The sequence below is a fragment of the Klebsiella sp. PCX genome, from assembly GCF_021869705.1.
Lineage (GTDB): Bacteria > Pseudomonadota > Gammaproteobacteria > Enterobacterales > Enterobacteriaceae > Klebsiella > Klebsiella quasipneumoniae.
In genome coordinates this window covers 1,590,595-1,609,325 of the sequence record NZ_CP091527.1, presented here as the reverse complement: position 1 = coordinate 1,609,325, position 18,731 = coordinate 1,590,595, and the positions used below count along the sequence as shown (strand labels likewise).

At 57.9% G+C, this 18,731-nt stretch carries 18 protein-coding genes, 7 tRNA genes, 1 other RNA gene and 1 pseudogene; 10 read left to right on the top strand and 17 right to left on the bottom strand.

Annotated features, from left to right (window positions below; translation table 11 throughout):
* Positions 1-2 precede the first annotated feature (2 nt).
* The 3 genes from modB to GQR96_RS07525 form a co-directional block, all read right to left on the bottom strand.
* Complete coding sequence (modB, locus tag GQR96_RS07535; RefSeq protein ID WP_004886033.1) at positions 3-692, bottom strand: molybdate ABC transporter permease subunit; 690 nt, start codon at positions 690-692, stop codon at positions 3-5.
* Positions 692-1,465: a molybdate ABC transporter substrate-binding protein gene (gene modA / locus GQR96_RS07530; RefSeq protein ID WP_004886031.1), complete on the bottom strand. Its 774-nt coding sequence runs from the start codon at positions 1,463-1,465 to the stop codon at positions 692-694. Before modA ends, modB begins: the two co-directional genes overlap by 1 nt.
* Positions 1,466-1,607: 142 nt before the next feature.
* A complete protein-coding gene (locus GQR96_RS07525) occupies positions 1,608-1,757 on the bottom strand; it encodes an AcrZ family multidrug efflux pump-associated protein (protein WP_002895156.1) in 150 nt (49 codons plus the stop codon).
* 153 nt (positions 1,758-1,910) lie between these two features.
* Here GQR96_RS07525 and modE point away from each other — a divergent pair, with 153 nt between their 5' ends.
* The 7 genes from modE to gpmA all read left to right on the top strand — a co-directional run bounded on the left by modE (position 1,911) and on the right by gpmA (position 9,750).
* A complete protein-coding gene (gene modE, locus GQR96_RS07520) occupies positions 1,911-2,699 on the top strand; it encodes a molybdenum-dependent transcriptional regulator (RefSeq protein ID WP_017899612.1) in 789 nt (262 codons plus the stop codon).
* A gap of 67 nt (positions 2,700-2,766) precedes the next feature.
* Entirely contained in the window at positions 2,767-4,239 is a 1,473-nt protein-coding gene (modF, locus tag GQR96_RS07515) for a molybdate ABC transporter ATP-binding protein ModF (RefSeq protein ID WP_065904963.1), read from the top strand.
* 209 nt (positions 4,240-4,448) lie between these two features.
* On the top strand, positions 4,449-5,465 hold the full coding sequence (gene galE / locus GQR96_RS07510) for a UDP-glucose 4-epimerase GalE (RefSeq protein ID WP_004886025.1): 1,017 nt from the start codon (positions 4,449-4,451) through the stop codon (positions 5,463-5,465).
* A 9-nt stretch (positions 5,466-5,474) separates the two neighbouring features.
* The gene (galT, locus tag GQR96_RS07505; RefSeq protein ID WP_064178085.1) at positions 5,475-6,521 is read left to right on the top strand and encodes a galactose-1-phosphate uridylyltransferase; all 1,047 of its coding nucleotides are present in this window, start codon (positions 5,475-5,477) and stop codon (positions 6,519-6,521) included.
* Positions 6,522-6,523: 2 nt separating this feature from the next.
* A complete protein-coding gene (gene galK / locus GQR96_RS07500; RefSeq protein ID WP_065802265.1) occupies positions 6,524-7,672 on the top strand; it encodes a galactokinase in 1,149 nt (382 codons plus the stop codon).
* A complete protein-coding gene (gene galM, locus GQR96_RS07495; protein ID WP_049114953.1) occupies positions 7,666-8,709 on the top strand; it encodes a galactose-1-epimerase in 1,044 nt (347 codons plus the stop codon). The genes galK and galM overlap by 7 nt, the downstream gene beginning before the upstream one ends.
* A 288-nt stretch (positions 8,710-8,997) precedes the next feature.
* On the top strand, positions 8,998-9,750 hold the full coding sequence (gpmA, locus tag GQR96_RS07490) for a 2,3-diphosphoglycerate-dependent phosphoglycerate mutase (RefSeq protein WP_002895089.1): 753 nt from the start codon (positions 8,998-9,000) through the stop codon (positions 9,748-9,750).
* A gap of 72 nt (positions 9,751-9,822) precedes the next feature.
* On the opposite strand, the gene aroG is transcribed toward gpmA, so the two are convergent.
* Positions 9,823-10,875 (bottom strand): 3-deoxy-7-phosphoheptulonate synthase AroG, encoded by a 1,053-nt coding sequence (gene aroG, locus GQR96_RS07485; RefSeq protein WP_049004307.1) that lies wholly within the window; start codon positions 10,873-10,875, stop codon positions 9,823-9,825.
* A 316-nt stretch (positions 10,876-11,191) separates the two neighbouring features.
* On the opposite strand from aroG, the gene GQR96_RS07480 reads away from it, so the two are divergent.
* Positions 11,192-11,569 (top strand): YbgS-like family protein, encoded by a 378-nt coding sequence (locus GQR96_RS07480; protein ID WP_017899606.1) that lies wholly within the window; start codon positions 11,192-11,194, stop codon positions 11,567-11,569.
* Positions 11,570-11,687: 118 nt separating this feature from the next.
* Positions 11,688-12,632 carry a CDF family zinc transporter ZitB gene (gene zitB / locus GQR96_RS07475; RefSeq protein ID WP_004886012.1) on the top strand — a complete coding sequence of 315 codons (945 nt, stop codon included), beginning with the start codon at positions 11,688-11,690 and terminating at the stop codon, positions 12,630-12,632.
* On the opposite strand, the gene pnuC is transcribed toward zitB, so the two are convergent.
* A complete protein-coding gene (gene pnuC / locus GQR96_RS07470; protein ID WP_004151689.1) occupies positions 12,629-13,348 on the bottom strand; it encodes a nicotinamide riboside transporter PnuC in 720 nt (239 codons plus the stop codon). The two genes, zitB and pnuC, sit on opposite strands and share 4 nt — an antisense overlap.
* A 35-nt stretch (positions 13,349-13,383) precedes the next feature.
* Complete coding sequence (nadA, locus tag GQR96_RS07465) at positions 13,384-14,427, bottom strand: quinolinate synthase NadA (protein ID WP_004886008.1); 1,044 nt, start codon at positions 14,425-14,427, stop codon at positions 13,384-13,386.
* A gap of 69 nt (positions 14,428-14,496) precedes the next feature.
* Here nadA and GQR96_RS07460 point away from each other — a divergent pair.
* Positions 14,497-14,659: pseudogene (locus GQR96_RS07460) on the top strand (hypothetical protein).
* Between the two features lie 59 nt (positions 14,660-14,718).
* On the opposite strand, the gene GQR96_RS07455 reads toward GQR96_RS07460, so the two are convergent.
* The 11 genes from GQR96_RS07455 to tolB all read right to left on the bottom strand — a co-directional run bounded on the left by GQR96_RS07455 (position 14,719) and on the right by tolB (position 18,688).
* Positions 14,719-14,840, bottom strand: a non-coding RNA gene (locus GQR96_RS07455) — RtT sRNA.
* A gap of 36 nt (positions 14,841-14,876) precedes the next feature.
* Positions 14,877-14,952 (bottom strand) — tRNA-Lys (locus GQR96_RS07450).
* 134 nt (positions 14,953-15,086) lie between these two features.
* A tRNA-Lys gene (locus GQR96_RS07445) sits at positions 15,087-15,162 on the bottom strand.
* A 147-nt stretch (positions 15,163-15,309) separates the two neighbouring features.
* Positions 15,310-15,385 (bottom strand) — tRNA-Lys (locus GQR96_RS07440).
* Between the two features lie 3 nt (positions 15,386-15,388).
* A tRNA-Val gene (locus GQR96_RS07435) sits at positions 15,389-15,464 on the bottom strand.
* A 52-nt stretch (positions 15,465-15,516) separates the two neighbouring features.
* Positions 15,517-15,592: transfer RNA gene (locus tag GQR96_RS07430), tRNA-Lys, on the bottom strand.
* A 2-nt stretch (positions 15,593-15,594) separates the two neighbouring features.
* Positions 15,595-15,670 (bottom strand) — tRNA-Val (locus GQR96_RS07425).
* A gap of 125 nt (positions 15,671-15,795) precedes the next feature.
* Positions 15,796-15,871 (bottom strand) — tRNA-Lys (locus GQR96_RS07420).
* 161 nt (positions 15,872-16,032) lie between these two features.
* Positions 16,033-16,827 (bottom strand): cell division protein CpoB, encoded by a 795-nt coding sequence (gene cpoB, locus GQR96_RS07415; protein WP_004886003.1) that lies wholly within the window; start codon positions 16,825-16,827, stop codon positions 16,033-16,035.
* A 9-nt stretch (positions 16,828-16,836) separates the two neighbouring features.
* Positions 16,837-17,361 (bottom strand): peptidoglycan-associated lipoprotein Pal, encoded by a 525-nt coding sequence (pal, locus tag GQR96_RS07410; RefSeq protein WP_002895068.1) that lies wholly within the window; start codon positions 17,359-17,361, stop codon positions 16,837-16,839.
* A gap of 34 nt (positions 17,362-17,395) precedes the next feature.
* A complete protein-coding gene (gene tolB / locus GQR96_RS07405) occupies positions 17,396-18,688 on the bottom strand; it encodes a Tol-Pal system beta propeller repeat protein TolB (protein ID WP_004885999.1) in 1,293 nt (430 codons plus the stop codon).
* Positions 18,689-18,731 lie beyond the last annotated feature (43 nt).

Here is an 18,731-nt window from a genome sequence, read left to right as displayed (position 1 = left end):
CATTATCCTCCTATGCGCTGGCGGCTCACGCGGGCCAGCCATTCTGATATCAAGAGCGAGACCAGCGCCAGGCCGATAGCGATGAGGCACAGGCGAGCCGCCGCCCCCTCCCCGCCCGGAGTCTGGATCAGGGTGTACATCGCCGAAGGCAGGGTACGCGTTTCGCCGGGAATATTGGAGACGAAGGTGATGGTCGCGCCAAATTCCCCTAACGAGCGGGCGAAGGCCAGCACCGTGCCAACAATAATTCCCGGCAGAGTCAGCGGCAGCGTAATGGTGAAAAATACCCGCCAGCGGCTGGCCCCGAGGGTTCTCGCCGCCTGCTCCAGTTTGATGTCCACCCCCTCCAGCGCCAGGCGGATGGCGCGCACCATCAGCGGGAAAGACATCACAGCCGCCGCCAGCACCGCCCCGCGCCAGCTGAAGGCAAAGCTGATGCCGAACCAGTCATACAGCCAGCTGCCAATAAACCCGCGCCGCCCCATGGCCACCAGCAGCAGATATCCCACCACCACCGGCGGCAGCACCAGCGGCAGATGGAGAAGGCTGTCGAGCAGCGCCTTGCCGGGGAAGGTGCGCCTGACCAGCAGCCAGGAAAAAAAGATGCCAAAGGGCAGGCTCAAGGCCACCGCCAGGGAGGAGACTTTCAGGCTCAGCAGCACCGCCTGCCATTCGGGTTCGCTCAGAAACATCAGCGGGTGGTAAATCCGTAACGTTGGAAAATCGCGGACGCTTCCGGCCCTTTCAGGTAGTCATAGAAAGCGCTCACGGCCGCATTGCGGTGGCCATCGACAATCGCCAGCGGGTATTCGACTTTCTGATGCGACGCCTCCGGGAAGGTGCCCACCACTTTCACCCCTTTGCTGGCCACAGCATCCGATCCGTAGACGATGCCCAACGGCGCTTCGCTACGCTCCACCAGCGCCAGCGCGCCGCGCACGTCTTCCGCCGGCGCAAGCTTCGGCGACAGGGTCTCCCAGGCGCCCAGTTTCTGCAGCGCTTCTTTGGCGTAGATCCCTGCCGGAACGTGCTGCGGATCGCCCACCGCCAGACGGCCCCCTTTCAGCAGGCTGGTCCAGTCGGTTTTCTCATCAATGGTAATCGCACCCTGCGCGCTGGCTTTCGGCGCCACCACCACCAGGCTATTGCCAAGCAGGGTGGCGCGGGTCGCCGGATCGATGGCCTTTTTGTCAGCCGCGTAGTCCATCCACTTTTGATCGGCGGAGATAAACAGATCCGCCGGGGCGCCTGCTTCAATCTGCCGCGCCAGCGTCGACGACGAGGCAAACGACGAGACGACCTCGACGTTTTTCTCTTTCTTATACGCCTGGGCGATATCCTGCATCGCGTTGGTTAACGATGCGGCGGCGAAAACGGTCACTTTCCCCTCTGCCGCCAGCGCCTGACCCGCGACGCACAGCGTGAGTGATACCCCGATAACCCCGCGTAACCAAGAACCTGCCATCTGAATCTCCTGTCAATGCGTTATGTATTCGACAATATAACGATATGCAGAGCATTTTTATAGTGACACAGGACAATAAAACGAAGGGAAATGATACAGGAGGGAAATAGCACAGCGCCCGGTTAAACCGGGCGCCGGGAAATCAATGATTTTGCTGGCTGCGATCTTTGTGGCCTACGCCGGAGAAGAGGTTGAACACTTCGCCAAGACCGTAAATCAATCCCAGGATGACCGCCATCACCACCGGTACCATGATGACCGCAAAAACCAGACTTTTCAAAAGCTCTAACATGGTTCACTCCAGATAGTATGATTTGCTGATTGTAACGGTTTCAGCCGAAAAAACACGCCCCATTTGTGCGGTGGGTAATGACAAAACCGCGCACAGAGGTTTTGCAACTGGGTGACTATCGGTCACAATACGCTTTTTTGTCAGGAAACGATTATGCAGGCTGAAATTCTTCTCACCCTTAAGCTACAGCAGCGCCTGTTTGCCGACCCCCGGCGGATCGCCCTGCTCAAACAGATTGACCAGACCGGCTCGATAAGCCAGGGGGCGAAGCACGCGGGCATCAGCTATAAAAGCGCGTGGGATGCCATCAACGAGATGAACCAGCTCAGCGAACAGCCGCTGGTGGATCGCGCCACCGGCGGCAAAGGCGGCGGCGGCGCGGTGCTGACCCGCTACGGGCAGCGTCTGATCCAACTGTACGATCTGCTGGCGCAGATCCAGCAGAAAGCGTTTGATGTGCTCAGCGATGACGACGCCCTGCCACTGGACAGCCTGCTGGCGGCCATCTCGCGCTTTTCCCTGCAGACCAGCGCCCGCAACCAGTGGTTCGGCACCATTACCGGCCGCGATCGCCAGCAGGTGCAGCAGCACGTTGAGGTGCTGCTGGCCGACGGTCAGACCCGCCTGAACGTCGCCATTACCGCCCAGAGCGCTGAAAAGCTGGGGCTCGATGAGGGCCAGGAGGTGCTGGTTCTGTTGAAAGCGCCCTGGGTCGGCATCACCCTCGACCCGGCGGTGGCCCGCCAGGCCGAGAACCAGCTGTCGGGTCGTATCAGCCATATCGAATGCGGCTCCGGGCAGTGCGAAGTGCTGATGACGCTGGCCGACGGTCAGACCCTGTGCGCCACTCTGCCGCAGGCGCAGACGTCTGGCCTGGCGGAAGGGACGGAGGCGATCGCTTACTTCAACGCCGATCGCATCATTCTCGCGACGTTATGCTGACCCCATTGACATTGCGCGCCTGAAGTCGTATCCCTGATGCACATCGCTGCAAAAAATGGGATACATCATGTCATCATTGCAAATTTCGCAAGGCACGTTTCGCCTGAGCGATACAAAAACCTTAAAAATAGACCACCTGAGCGTGGCGGCGGGTGAAAGCTGGGCGTTCGTCGGCAGCAACGGCAGCGGCAAATCCGCCCTCGCGCGAGCCCTGGCCGGTGACCTGACCCTGCTCAGCGGTCAGCGCGAAAGCCACTTCTCCCGCGTAACACGTCTCTCCTTCGAACAGCTGCAGAAGCTGGTCAGCGACGAGTGGCAGCGCAATAACACCGACCTGCTCAGCCCCGGAGAAGAAGATACCGGCCGCACCACTGCGGAGATTATTCAGGACGAGGTGAAAGATCCTGCCCGCTGCGCGCAGCTTGCCGAACAGTTTGCCATCAGCGCCCTGTTGGACCGCCGCTTTAAGTATCTGTCCACTGGCGAAACGCGTAAGACCCTGCTGTGCCAGGCCCTGATGAGCGATCCGCAGCTGCTGATCCTCGACGAGCCTTTCGACGGCCTCGACGTCAACTCCCGCCAGCAGTTGGCCGCGCTGCTGGCCGACCTGCATCGCGCCGGCCTCACCCTGGTGCTGGTCCTCAACCGCTTCGATGAGATCCCGGAGTTTGTGCAATACGCCGGCGTGCTGGCTGATTGCCTCCTCAGCGAGACCGGCGAGAAGCGCGCTCTTCTGCAGCAGGCGCTGGTCGCTCAGCTGGCGCACAGTGAAAAACTGGACGGCATCACCCTACCGGAGCCAGATGTACCACCAGCCCGTCATGCGCTGGCAGACTCGGCGCCGCGTATCGTGCTCAATGACGGCGTGGTCTCCTACAACGATCGTCCGGTCATCAACCATCTCTCATGGACCGTGAGCCCGGGCGAACACTGGCAGATCGTCGGCCCCAACGGCGCCGGTAAATCCACGCTGCTGAGCCTTATCACCGGCGATCATCCGCAGGGCTACAGCAACGATCTCACCCTCTTTGGCCGCCGCCGCGGCAGCGGCGAGACCATCTGGGATATTAAAAAGCATATCGGCTACGTCAGCAGCAGCCTGCATCTGGACTACCGGGTCAGCACCAACGTCCGCAACGTTATTCTGTCGGGCTATTTTGACTCGATCGGCATTTATCAGGCGGTGTCCGATAAACAGCATAAGCTGGTGCAGCAATGGCTGGATATTCTCGGCATCGATAAGCGCACCGCCGACGCGCCGTTTCAGAGCCTGTCGTGGGGCCAGCAGCGGCTGGCGCTTATCGTTCGCGCGCTGGTCAAGCATCCAACCCTGCTGATCCTCGATGAACCGCTGCAGGGGCTGGATCCCCTCAATCGCCAGCTGGTACGCCGCTTTGTCGACGTCCTGATTGGCGAAGGCGCCACGCAGCTGCTGTTTGTCTCGCACCATGCGGAAGATGCCCCGGACTGTATTACCCATCGCCTGACGTTCGTTCCCAGTGGAGACGGTTACACTTATCAGCTCGGCCCCGTGGCCTGACGCCTCCTGCCGGGGATCGAAAGATCCCTGGTATTTTTCAGAAAAATAGCGCCAACCTAATATAACCAATTGTATATAAAACAAAATAAATTAAATGATGTCGTTTCACCCTCAAGTGTAAACGATTCCACTAACTTGTTCTGTGTCACACTTTTCACTTCTTTGATATGCTATCTTCCTTATACACGATAAGCCGAATGGAGCGAATCATGAAAGTTCTGGTTACAGGTGGTAGCGGTTACATTGGAAGTCATACCTGCGTTCAACTGCTGCAGCAGGGGCATGAGGTGGTGATCCTCGACAATCTCTGCAACAGCAAGCGCAGCGTACTGCCGGTGATTGAGCGTCTCGGCGGCAAAAAAGCCACCTTCATTGAAGGCGATATTCGTAATGAAGCGCTGATGACCGAGATCCTCCACGACCACGCCATTGAAGCGGTGATCCACTTCGCCGGGCTGAAGGCCGTCGGGGAGTCCGTCGCCAAACCGCTGGAATATTACGACAATAACGTCACCGGCACACTGAAATTAGTCTCCGCCATGCGCGCCGCGGGCGTGAAGAACTTCATCTTTAGCTCCTCCGCCACCGTCTACGGCGACCAGCCGAAAATCCCGTATGTCGAAAGCTTCCCGACTGGCACCCCGCAAAGCCCCTACGGTAAAAGCAAACTGATGGTGGAGCAGATCCTGACCGACCTGCAGAAAGCCCAGCCGGAGTGGAGCATTGCCCTGCTGCGCTACTTCAACCCGGTCGGCGCCCATCCGTCGGGCGACATGGGTGAAGACCCGCAGGGGATCCCGAATAACCTGATGCCCTACATCGCCCAGGTCGCCGTTGGCCGTCGCGAATCGCTGGCCGTGTTTGGTAACGACTACCCGACCGAAGATGGCACCGGCGTGCGCGATTATATCCACGTGATGGACCTCGCCGACGGTCACGTCGCGGCCATGGAAAAACTGGCTGACAAAGCCGGGGTCCATATCTACAACCTTGGCGCCGGCGTCGGCAGCAGCGTGCTCGACGTGGTCAATGCTTTCAGCAAGGCCTGCGGCAAACCGATTAACTACCATTTCGCGCCGCGCCGCGATGGCGACCTCCCGGCCTACTGGGCGGATGCCGCCAAGGCCGACCGCGAGCTGAACTGGCGCGTGACGCGCAACCTGGACGAAATGGCGCAGGACACCTGGCACTGGCAGTCCCGCCATCCGCAGGGTTATCCAGACTAAGGAACCTTCATGAGCGTATTTAACCCCGTTGACCATCCGCATCGTCGTTATAACCCGTTAACCGGGCAGTGGATTCTGGTTTCTCCGCATCGCGCCAAGCGCCCCTGGCAGGGGGCGCAGGAAACGCCGGCAAAACAGACCTTGCCGGCCCACGATCCGGACTGTTTCCTGTGCCCGGGCAACACCCGGGTCACCGGCGACACGAATCCGAATTACACCGGTACCTACGTGTTTACCAACGACTTTGCGGCCCTGATGACCGACACCCCGGACGCCCCGGAGAGTGACGATCCGCTGATGCGCTGCCAGAGCGCGCGCGGCACCAGTCGGGTGATCTGCTTCTCGCCAGACCACAGCAAAACGCTGCCGGAGCTGAGCCTTGAAGCGCTGGAAGGCGTGGTTAAAGCGTGGCAGGAACAGAGCGCGGACCTTGGAAAAAGCTATCCGTGGGTACAGGTCTTTGAAAATAAAGGGGCAGCGATGGGCTGCTCCAACCCACACCCGCACGGTCAGGTGTGGGCCAACAGCTTCCTGCCCAATGAAGCGGAACGGGAAGACCGTCTGCAGAAAGAATATTACGCCAGCCAGGGCCAGCCAATGCTGCTGGACTATGCCCGGCGCGAACTGGCCGACGGCAGCCGCACCGTGGTCGACACCGAGCACTGGCTGGCGGTCGTGCCCTACTGGGCCGCGTGGCCGTTTGAAACGCTGCTGCTGCCGAAAGCGCCCGTGCAGCGTATTACCGATTTAACCGACGCCCAGCGTAGCGATCTGGCGCTGGCGTTGAAAAAGCTGACCAGCCGTTACGACAACCTGTTCCAGTGCTCATTCCCCTACTCCATGGGCTGGCACGGCGCGCCGTTTAACGACGAAAACCATAATCACTGGCAGCTCCACGCCCACTTTTATCCGCCGCTGCTGCGATCCGCGACGGTCCGCAAGTTTATGGTTGGCTACGAAATGCTGGCCGAAACGCAGCGCGATCTGACCGCCGAGCAAGCTGCTGAACGACTGCGCGCCGTCAGCGACGTCCATTTTCGTGAATCCGGAGTGTAATGATGAGTCTGAAAGAGAAAACCCAAACCCTGTTTGCTGAGGCCTTCGGTTACCCGGCCAGCCATGTCATTCAGGCGCCAGGCCGCGTCAACCTGATCGGCGAGCATACCGATTACAACGACGGCTTTGTGCTGCCCTGCGCTATCGACTACCAGACGGTGATCAGCTGTGCGCCGCGCGACGATCGTACCGTGCGGGTGATTGCCGCCGATTACGACAATCAGAGCGATGAGTTCTCTCTCGACGCGCCGATTATCAGCCACGACAGCCAGCAGTGGTCGAACTATGTCCGCGGCGTGGTGAAGCATCTGCAGCAGCGGAACCGCCACTTCGGCGGCGCGGATCTGGTGATCAGCGGCAATGTGCCGCAGGGCGCGGGCTTAAGCTCCTCAGCCTCGCTGGAGGTCGCCGTCGGCACCGTGTTCCAGCAGCTGTATCATCTGCCGCTGGACGGCGCGCAAATCGCCCTCAACGGCCAGGAGGCGGAAAACCAGTTCGTCGGCTGTAACTGCGGGATCATGGATCAGCTGATTTCGGCGCTGGGCAAAAAAGACCATGCGCTGCTGATCGACTGCCGTTCTCTGGGCACCAAAGCCGTCTCGATGCCGAAAGGCGTGGCGGTGGTCATCATCAACAGCAACTTTAAGCGCACCCTCGTCGGCAGCGAGTACAACACCCGTCGTGAACAGTGCGAGACCGGCGCGCGCTTCTTCCAGCAGCCCGCTCTGCGCGATGTCACCCTTGAGCAATTCAACGCCGTCGCCCATGAGCTGGATCCGGTGGTCGCGAAGCGGGTACGCCATGTGCTGACGGAGAATGCCCGCACCGTGGAAGCCGCCAGCGCCCTCGAAAAAGGCGACCTGAAGCGGATGGGCGAGCTGATGGCCGAATCCCACGCCTCGATGCGCGATGATTTCGAGATCACCGTCCCGCAGATCGACACCCTGGTGGAGATCGTCAAGGCGACAATCGGCGATAAAGGCGGCGTGCGCATGACCGGCGGCGGCTTTGGCGGCTGCGTGGTAGCGCTGGTCCCGGAAGATCTGGTCGATACCGTGCAGCAGGCCGTTGCCAACGAGTATGAAGCGAAAACCGGAATTAAAGAGACGTTCTATGTCTGCAAACCGTCACAGGGGGCTGGCCAATGGTAACGCAAACCACCGCGCTGGCGCCGGACGGCCAGCCATGGCAGCAGGTAACCCTGCGCAATAAGGCGGGGATGACCGTCACCGTGGCGGACTGGGGCGCGACGCTGCTCAGCGCCGAGGTGCCGCTGGCCGATGGCAACCTGCGCCGCCCGCTGCTGGGCTGCGCCAGGCTGGAAGACTATACCCGCCAGGCCGCGTTTCTTGGCGCCTCGGTAGGCCGCTACGCCAACCGCATCGGCAATAGCCGCTTCCCGCTTGACGGCCAGCTCGTCAACGTTACGCCTTCAAACGACGCGGGCCACCAGCTCCACGGCGGCCCCGAAGGGTTTGATAAACGTCGCTGGCGCATCGTCCGCGCCGACGAGCAGGAAGTGCTCTTCGCCCTGACCTCGCCAGATGGCGATCAAGGCTTTCCCGGCACGCTGCAGGCTACCGCGCACTATCGTCTGACCGACGATAACCGCATCGCGATTACCTATCGCGCCACCGTGGATAAACCCTGCCCGGTGAACATGACCAATCACGTCTATTTCAACCTCGACGGTGAACAGCGCGACGTGCGCCAGCACCAGTTGCAGATCCTCGCCCAGAGGTATCTGCCGGTGGAAAGCGACGGTATCCCGGGTGGTGAACTCAAAGATGTTGCTAACACCAGCTTTGATTTCCGCCAGCCGAAAACCATCGCCGCCGACTTCCTCGCCGACGCCGATCAGCAAAAGGTGAAGGGATACGATCATGCCTTCCTGCTGGACGCCGGAGGCGACGCCAGCCAGCCTGCGGCGCAGGTCTGGTCGCAGGACGGTAAGCTGCAGATGACGGTCTATACCTCCGCTCCGGCGCTGCAGTTTTACTCCGGCAACTATCTCGGCGGCACCCCGTCGCAGACGACAGAGCCCTACGCCGACTGGCAGGGGCTGGCGCTGGAAAGCGAATTCCTCCCGGATTCGCCGAATCATCCGGAATGGCCGCAGCCGGACTGTGTGTTACGTCCGGGCCAGGAGTACGTCAGCCTGACGGAATATCAGTTTATCGCCCGATAATCGCTAGCGCCCTCCGCCGGGGGCGCTGCTTTTCGTCCCCCCTCCTCTCTGGCGCCTCTTTTTTCAGCAACCTGCTCTATTTTCCGTCACCAAAGGGCAAAAAAATAACCTGTGTTTTACAAGCACCTTACACTGAGCCACTATTTTCGCTATGGTTAGGGATAAGCATTGCCGTGAGCCAAATCACGGCAATATAATGAGAATAGTTATCAATCAATAACACATACACCAACATATTCAGCGCACCGTTCGCGGCGCGAGGGATGGCGTGTAGAGAGGAGTAAGAGAATGGCTGTAACTAAGCTGGTACTGGTTCGTCATGGCGAAAGCCAGTGGAACAACGAAAACCGCTTCACCGGTTGGTACGACGTTGATCTGTCCGAGAAAGGCGTTAGCGAAGCGAAAGCGGCAGGTAAACTGCTGAAGGCTGAAGGCTTCAGCTTTGATTTTGCTTATACCTCCGTGCTGAAACGTGCCATCCATACCCTGTGGAACGTACTGGACGAACTGGATCAGGCCTGGCTGCCGGTTGAGAAATCCTGGAAGCTGAACGAGCGTCATTACGGCGCGCTGCAGGGCCTGAACAAAGCGGAAACCGCTGAGAAATACGGTGACGAGCAGGTTAAACAGTGGCGTCGCGGCTTCGCTGTCACTCCGCCGGAGCTGACCAAAGACGACGAGCGCTACCCGGGCCACGATCCGCGCTATGCAAAACTGACCGACGCCGAACTACCGACCACTGAAAGCCTGGCGCTGACCATCGACCGCGTCGTGCCTTACTGGAACGAAACCATTCTGCCGCGCCTGAAAAGCGGTGAGCGCGTGATCATCGCCGCTCACGGTAACTCCCTGCGCGCGCTGGTGAAATACCTCGACAACATGGGCGAAGACGAGATCCTCGAACTGAACATCCCGACCGGCGTACCGCTGGTGTATGAGTTCGATGAAAACTTCAAGCCGATCAAACATTACTATCTGGGCAATGCGGAAGAGATCGCGGCGAAAGCTGCTGCCGTCGCCAACCAGGGTAAAGCGAAGTAATTTCCCCGGTCAAAACAAAAAAGCGTGGAAATCTCCACGCTTTTTTTATGACCTGCGCTAACGCAGAGTAGCTTAGCCGCGACGGGTTTTCACTGCTTCCGCCAGCTGACGCAGGATCGTGTCGGTATCCTCCCAGCCGATGCAGGCGTCGGTGACGCTCTTGCCGTAGGTCAGCGGTTCACCGCTCTCGAGGCTCTGGTTGCCTTCCACCAGATGGCTTTCAATCATCACGCCCATAATGGCGCGCTCGCCGCCGGCAATCTGCTGGCATACGTCGGCGCCCACTTCCATCTGCTTCTTGAACTGCTTGCTGGAGTTGGCATGGCTGAAATCGATCATCACCTGGGCCGGCAGGCCCGCTTTAGCCAGGCCGATCTTCACGTCCGCCACGTGCTTCGCGCTGTAGTTCGGCTCTTTGCCGCCGCGCAGAATAATATGGCAGTCGCCGTTGCCGCTGGTATTCACGATGGCGGAGTGGCCCCACTTGGTGACCGACAGGAAACAGTGCGGCGCGCCGGCGGCGTTAATCGCGTCGATAGCCACCTTGATGGTGCCATCGGTACCATTCTTAAAGCCCACCGGGCAGGAGAGCCCCGAGGCGAGCTCGCGGTGAACCTGAGATTCGGTGGTACGCGCCCCAATGGCGCCCCAGCTCATCAGATCGGCGACATATTGCGGGGTGATCATATCGAGGAATTCCCCCGCCGCCGGCAGACCGCTGTCGTTAATGTCCAGCAGCAGTTTGCGCGCAATGCGCAACCCGTCGTTGATGCGGAAGCTGTTATCCATATGGGGATCGTTGATAAGCCCTTTCCAGCCGACGGTGGTGCGCGGTTTCTCAAAATAGACGCGCATGACGATCTCGAGCTCGCCCTTCAACGCCTCGCGCAGGGTCAGCAGACGGGAAGCGTACTCTTTCGCCGCCGCCGGATCGTGAATCGAACAGGGCCCAATCACCACCAGCAGGCGGTCATCATCGCCTTTGAGGATCTGGTGGATCGCTTTGCGAGCATGTGCAACGGTGTTTGCAGCATTTTCGGTAGCAGGGAATTTTTCCAGGAGCGCAACGGGAGGTAATAATTCGTTGATCTCTTTAATGCGTAAATCGTCGTTCTGATAATTCATCTTCTTTCCAGCGTTGCCATACTTATTCAATGAAATGCAATCCCTCCAATCTATCTCTTCGCTGAAATAGTGTAAACGTGATTTTACAGTAGTGATGGAATAATCCTGGAAATAGGCAAAAATACGCCATAAAGTAGCGAAAGCAGGCTCATGAACTACAATATTTAACTGTTAAAGCTAATTAAGTCTTACGTTTCAGGATTATATAGTGACACTGCGATCGTCTGCGGAGTCTTAAACCATAGCGAGTCAGATCCCTGGCACACTTACCGCTGGAGGCGTTTTTTACCGCTTCCCGACCCAACAGGAGTATCCGATGAATATGAAAAAACTGACGACCCTTTTGCTCACCGCCACCTTAAGTCTTGCCAGCGGCGCGGCCCTGGCGGCAGACACCGGCGCCCAGTCCAACAATGGCCAGGCCAACTCTTCCGCTGATGCCGGCCAGGTGGCGCCGGATGCCCGTGAAAACGTGGCGCCGAATAACGTGGATAATAGCCAAATTAACTCTGGCTCTGGCGGCACCATGCTTCATCCTGACGGCTCGACGATGAGCCAGGACAATATGTCGAGCGATGAGGTACATAAAAACTCGATGTGTAAAGACGGCCGCTGTCCGGATACCGGTAAGAAACTGGACAACGGCGACAGCATGAACCATGACAACAGCAAAACCGACGGCACCACCCAGTAATTGATGCGGTGAGTGCAAACAGAGAAAAGGCGAGCTGGGCTCGCCTTTTCTCTGTTTGTTATCGTTCTCTGTTTATGCTGTCATAGCGTGATAATGATAACTATCAAGGGACGACACCATGGCGCATTCGCATTCGCACTCCCCTGCCCAGGCTCCGGATAACGGCAACGCTCGCCGGCTGCTTTGGGCGTTCATCGTCACCGCCGGTTTTATGCTGATAGAAGCCATCGGCGGCGCGATCTCCGGCTCGCTGGCCCTGCTGGCGGATGCCGGCCATATGCTCACCGACTCCGCCGCCCTGCTGTTTGCGCTGCTGGCGGTTCGCTTCGCCAGCCGTCCCCCGAACGCCCGCCATACTTTTGGCTGGCTGCGTTTGACCACCCTGGCGGCGTTTCTCAATGCCATTGCTCTGGTGGTGATCACCATGCTGATTGTCTGGGAGGCCATTCAGCGCTTCCAGCATCCGCAGCCGGTTGCCGGGGTGACGATGATGGTGATTGCGGTCGCTGGCCTGCTGGCCAACGTGCTGGCTTTCTGGATCCTGCATCGTGGCAGCGAAGAGCGGAATCTTAACGTGCGCGCCGCGGCGCTACACGTGCTCGGCGATCTGCTGGGTTCGGTTGGCGCGATTGTGGCCGCCGTGGTGATCCTCACTACCGGCTGGACGCCTGTCGACCCGATCCTTTCCGTGCTGGTTTCCTGCCTGGTGCTACGTAGCGCATGGCGGCTGCTGAAGGAGAGTCTGAATGAGCTGCTGGAAGGCGCGCCGCGTTCGCTGGATGTGGCGGCCCTACAGCGGGATATCCGCCGCTCTATCCCGGAAGTGCGCGATGTTCACCACGTTCACGTCTGGCTGGTGGGGGAAAAACCGGTGATGACGCTGCATGTGCAGGTGGTCCCGCCGCACGATCATGATGCGTTACTCAACCGCATTCTGCATTTCCTGGAACATAAATATGAAATTGAGCATGCCACGGTGCAGATGGAGTACCAGCCCTGCAGCGGCCCGGAGTGCCATCTCAACACGATGCACGCCGGGCACGATCATCACCACCATCATTAGCCAGAAAACGCGTGAGAACCTCGCTCACGCGCGCTGTTTATCCACATTCGGCTGCCGTTCAGCGCAATGAACGTCAGCAAGAGATATTCCAGCGACATAGCATAGACGCCCTGACGGGCAAAAATCACCACGCTTATGACGTTGACGATGACCCACAGCAGCCAGTTCTCAACGTATTTGCGGGTCATTAAGATCATCGCCACTACCGACAGCACCGTCATACAGGAGTCCCAGAACGGGAAGGCATCCGGCTGCAGTTCCGGCATCGTGACCTGCAAACCAAGCGCTTGCATCAGGCTGACCGCAATTCGCGTCAGGAAGGCAAAAAACGGATTGATAAACAGGGTCAGCAAGCCAATTGCCACCACGCAGGCCGCCAGCCAGCCCAGTGCTTTACTGCGTGGTAGCCAGCGGATCTGCAGCTCGGCCTCATGATTGCTGCTTTGCCGCGACCAGGCATACCAGCCGTAAACGTTAGCGGCAAAGAAGAACAGCTGCAGCAACAGGCTGGCGTACAGCTGGATCTGAAAGAAGATGATGGCGAACAGCGTGACGTTGACCAGACCGAATGCATAGTTGCTGATCTTCTCCAGGCTCGCCAGCCAGATACACAGCAGCCCGGCGATGGTCCCCACGGCCTCTATCCAGGAGAGATCGTACCCCCCGGCGCCGATGGGTATATGTACTAAAATATTCTGCGTGCTAAAAAAATCCATTTTATCCTCTCAGCGTCAGATGACGCGGCAATAGGTTATCCCCGTAGTGTAGCCGCAAAATCCAGCATCCGGTTAAGGGGAATTAATGCGCCGGTCCGCAGCGCTTCGTCGACGTGGATTTCATGTTCAGCGCCGCCCTGCTCGAGCCCCTCGGCAATGGCTTTCAGGCCGTTCATCGCCATCCACGGACAATGCGCGCAGCTGCGGCAGGTCGCCCCTTCACCAGCGGTGGGCGCTTCCAGCAGCGTTTTCTCCGGCACCGCCTGCTGCATTTTATAAAAGATACCGCGATCGGTCGCCACGATCAGCTGGCGCTGGGGCAGGCTTTTCGCCGCCGCGATCAGCTGACTGGTGGAACCTACGGCATCGGCCATCTCGACGATTGCCTGCGGCGACTCGGGATGGACCAGTACAGCAGCTTCAGGATAGAGGGCCTTCATCCGCATCAACGCCTGAGTTTTAAACTCGTCGTGCACGATGCACGCCCCCTGCCAGCAAAGCACGTCTGCGCCGGTCTGACGCTGAACGTAGCGGCCAAGGTGGCGGTCCGGCGCCCAGAGGATCTTTTGACCCAGGCTGTCCAGATGATCAATGAGTTCCACGGCGATACTGGAGGTAACTACCCAGTCAGCGCGGGCCTTCACCGCGGCGGACGTATTGGCATAAACCACCACGGTGCGATCGGGATGGGCATCGCAGAAGGCGTTGAATTCCTCAATCGGACAGCCCAGATCCAGCGAACACTCCGCGTTCAGGGTCGGCATCAGAATGGTCTTTTCCGGGCTGAGGATTTTGGCGGTTTCCCCCATAAAACGCACCCCGGCGACCAGCAGCGTGGAGGCCGAATGACGGGCGCCAAAGCGCGCCATCTCCAGCGAGTCGGCTATACAGCCGCCGGTCTCTTCCGCCAGCTGCTGAATTTCAGGATCGGTGTAGTAATGCGCCACCATCACGGCATCGCGCTCGCGCAGCAGACGCTTGATTTTCTCGCGGTAAAACTGCTTTTCGTCGACGGTCAGCGGCTGCGGTTTCGGTGGGAAGGGATAAATCGCCGTTTCAGGATCAAACATTACGCTCATCATGCAATCTCGTTTTACTGGCTTAACTCTAAGACCGTCACTATGGCCTGTCTGCGCCTTAACACGGTCATGGTGTTTTATATGCTAAACAAGATAGCGGATTACGAGCAAAAAGTCGTGATGAATTTTGTACATGAGCACCTATTCCCCGGGGACGATGCTACGCATCTTCCCGGGCTACCGGTTCGTGCCTTATGGCGTCACGGTAAGCGGCGGCAGGGGGTCATGCTGAAGTAGGATTGTGGAGAATGACGCATAGCAAAAAGGCGCCTTTAGGGCGCCTTTTTACATTGGTGGGTCGTGCAGGATGACTCGGCTTCGCCTCGCCCTTCGGGCCGTCGCCGCAAGCGGCTCCGTTGTCTCACTACGTGAGACCCGAACCTGCCGCAGGTTCGAATCGTTGAGTTCAACGCATAGCAAAAAGGCGCCTTTAGGGCGCCTTTTTACACTGGTGGGTCGTGCAGGATTCGAACCTGCGACCAATTGATTAAAAGTCAACTGCTCTACCAACTGAGCTAACGACCCTTTGCGGGATTTTACTGCTGTCATCATTCAGGATGGTGGGTCGTGCAGGATGACTCGGCTTCGCCTCGCCCTTCGGCGCCGTTGCTGACGCAACGTTATCCTTCACTTTTCTACCAGTTACCATCATTAAAGATTGGTGGGTCGTGCAGGATTCGAACCTGCGACCAATTGATTAAAAGTCAACTGCTCTACCAACTGAGCTAACGACCCGCTCTGGTACTACCTTAATAATTTCACTCGACACCAATATTAAAATTGGTGGGTCGTGCAGGATGACTCGGCTTCACCTCGCCCTGGGGCGCCGTTGCTGACGCAACGTTATCCTTCACGTTCAACATCTGAGTTAAATGCTGAAATTGGTGGGTCGTGCAGGATTCGAACCTGCGACCAATTGATTAAAAGTCAACTGCTCTACCAACTGAGCTAACGACCCGAGTGGTGGGTGATGACGGGATCGAACCGCCGACCCCCTCCTTGTAAGGGAGGTGCTCTCCCAGCTGAGCTAATCACCCGAAACTGCGCTGGATACTACTGATACTGCGTCCACCGACCCCATCAGTATAATGGTGGGTCGTGCAGGATTCGAACCTGCGACCAATTGATTAAAAGTCAACTGCTCTACCAACTGAGCTAACGACCCGGTGGTGGGTGATGACGGGATCGAACCGCCGACCCCCTCCTTGTAAGGGAGGTGCTCTCCCAGCTGAGCTAATCACCCGATACTACGCTGGATATTGCTAATTGGTGGGTCGTGCAGGATGACTCGGCTTTGCCTCGCCCTATGGGCCGTTGCTGTCGCAACGTTATCCTTCACGTTTTACTATCGCGTTCCACCAGAACGATTGGTGGGTCGTGCAGGATTCGAACCTGCGACCAATTGATTAAAAGTCAACTGCTCTACCAACTGAGCTAACGACCCACTCTGGCGTCGCTTTGGGCTTGTTTGATATCCCTTGGCAACGGCGGCATATATTACTGATTTCAGAATTCAGCGCAACTAAAATTTCGATAAAGATCACTTAACTGCTGGCGATTCAGGCGACAAGACCAGAAATGACGCGATTTCTGGTCATGCCGTAATCAACCAAGGGCATTAAGTCGTTTTTGCGCTTGTTTCGCACCGTCGGTGCCGGGGAATTTGTTGATCACCTGCTGGTAAACCGCTTTCGCTTTCGCGGTATCACCTTTGTCCTGCATGATCACGCCGACCTTAAACATGGCGTCTGGCGCTTTTGGCGATTTCGGGTAGTTCTTCACCACCGAGGCGAAGTAAAACGCCGCATCGTCTTTTTTCCCCTTATTGTAGTTCAACTGTCCGAGCCAATAGTTGGCGTTCGGCTGATAAGTCGAATCCGGGTACTTTTTAACGAAGTTCTGAAACGCCGCCATGGCGTCATCCTGGCGTGAAGCATCCTTCACCAGGGCAATGGCCGCATTGTAATCGGTGTTCGCATCGCCGGTCATCGCCGGAGCGCCTGAAGAGGCCGCTGGCGCTGCACTGGTGGCAGCCGCGCTCTGATCGCCGGAAGACGACGTCTGGGCGCCAGCCGCTGCTGCGCCGCCCCCGCTCGTCAGCCCGTCAATCTGCAGCAGAATCTGCTTCTGACGCTCAACGATCTGATTCAGCTGATACTGGTTCTCCTGGATCTGACCACGGAGAGAATCAATGTCAGTCTGGTTATCAGAGAGTTGTTGCTGGAGTTGGGTTAAAAGCTGGCTGTGAGCATTGGAAATACGCTCAAGTTGAGTGACACGGTCTTCGACCGAGCCTGAGCCGACACTACTGATTGGCGCCTGAGCAAAAGCGGCCCAGGGGGCCGCTATGCCAACCAGTAACGACAGACTCAATAAATGATGTCTGAAGTTACTGCTCATGCAATTCTCTTAGTAAACCAGTACGGCGCGACGGTTTTTGGCATATGCCGCTTCGTCATGACCCAGTACTGCTGGTTTTTCTTTACCGTAAGAAACGATGGAGATCTGATCGGCAGAAACACCTTTGCCCTGCAGATACATCTTAACGGCGTTAGCACGACGCTCACCCAGCGCGATGTTGTATTCCGGCGTACCGCGCTCATCCGCGTGACCTTCTACAGTCACTTTGTAGGACGGGTTGCTGCGCAGGAAGTTAGCGTGCGCGTCCAGCATGGCAGCGAAGTCAGAACGGATATCGTACTTGTCCAGATCGAAGTAAACGATGTTGTTCTGCTGCAGCTGCTGCATCTGCAGACGAGCTTGCTCTTCAGAAGACATGTTGCCGCCGTTACCGTTAGCGTCCATACCAGTGCCGGCACCCAGCATGCCTTCACCGCTCTGGTCGTTGCTGGCGTTCTTGTTAGAAGAACATGCCGCGATTGCCATAACCGGCAGAGCGATCATCAGCCCTTTCAGCACTTTGTTCAGTTGCATTTCTTTGATTCCTTTAATAATCAATTATTTATTATCACAGATACGGCGACCAGGCAGGTGATTTTACCTGTCCATCAGTTGCCGGAAGACGCGCTTTGAAACGCCCATCTGTAGAAACCAGATTCAGCACGGATCCCATCCCCTGAGAAGAGCTGTAGATTACCATAGTGCCGTTAGGTGCCAGACTTGGCGTTTCGTCTAAAAACGTTGATGACAGAACCTGTACACCACCCGCTTCCAGATCTTGTTTGGCAATGTGCTGCTGGCCGCCGGCCGAGCTGACCATTACCATCGTTTTACCATCCGCGCTCACGTCAGCGTCCTGGTTCTGCGAACCTTCCCAGGTGATACGCTGCGGCGTGCCGCCATTAATATTGACTTTATACACCTGCGGACGACCGGCCTGGTCAGAGGTGAAGGCCAGGTTCTGGCTGTCCGGGAACCAGCTTGGTTCGGTGTTGTTGCTGCGACCGTTGGTCACCTGACGAATCTGACCCGAGCCCAGATCCATCACGTACAGGTTCAGGCTACCGGTTTTCGACAGCGCGAAAGCCAGTTTAGAGCCATCCGGCGAGAACGCCGGCGCGCCGTTGTGCTGCGGGAAGGAGGCAATCTGACGCACTGCGCCGTTCGCCAGGGTCTGCACCACCAGCGCAGAACGACCGCTTTCGAAGGTTACGTAAGCCAGTTTTGAACCGTCCGGAGACCAGGCCGGGGACATCAGCGGCTGGGAGGAGCGGTGAACCACGAACTGGTTGTAGCCATCATAATCGGAGACACGCAGCTCATACGGGAACTGACCGCCGTTGGTCTGCACCACATAGGCGATACGGGTACGGAAGGCGCCTTTAATACCAGTCAGCTTTTCAAATACCGCATCGCTGGCAGTGTGCGCTGCATAGCGCAGGTACTGCTTAGTGACTTTGAAAGAGCCTTGCGCCAGCGTTGTGCCCGGCGCACCGCCGGTATCCACCAGCTGATACGCGACCTGATAAGAACCATCCGGGTTTGACGTCACCTGACCGACGACCACGGCGTCAATACCCAGCGCAGACCAGGCCGCAGGCTGCACTTCCTGGGGACTGGTCGGCTGCTGCGGCAGACGCGAGCGATCCAGCGGGTTGAATTTACCGCTGTTGCGCAGGTCAGCTGCCACGATACCGCCAACATCTTCCGGCGCAGCGCCCTGGCCGGCCCACTGGAACGGTACCACGCCGATGGGGCGCGCCGAGTCCACCCCCTGGGTGATCTCGATACGTACTTCTGCGTGCAGCACCGCCGCCCACAGCATTAAAAAACCAAATGCTACTCGTAATGCCTGCTTCATCATATCTCCCTTATCCGGGCGGAAAGCCCACGATAATTTAGCA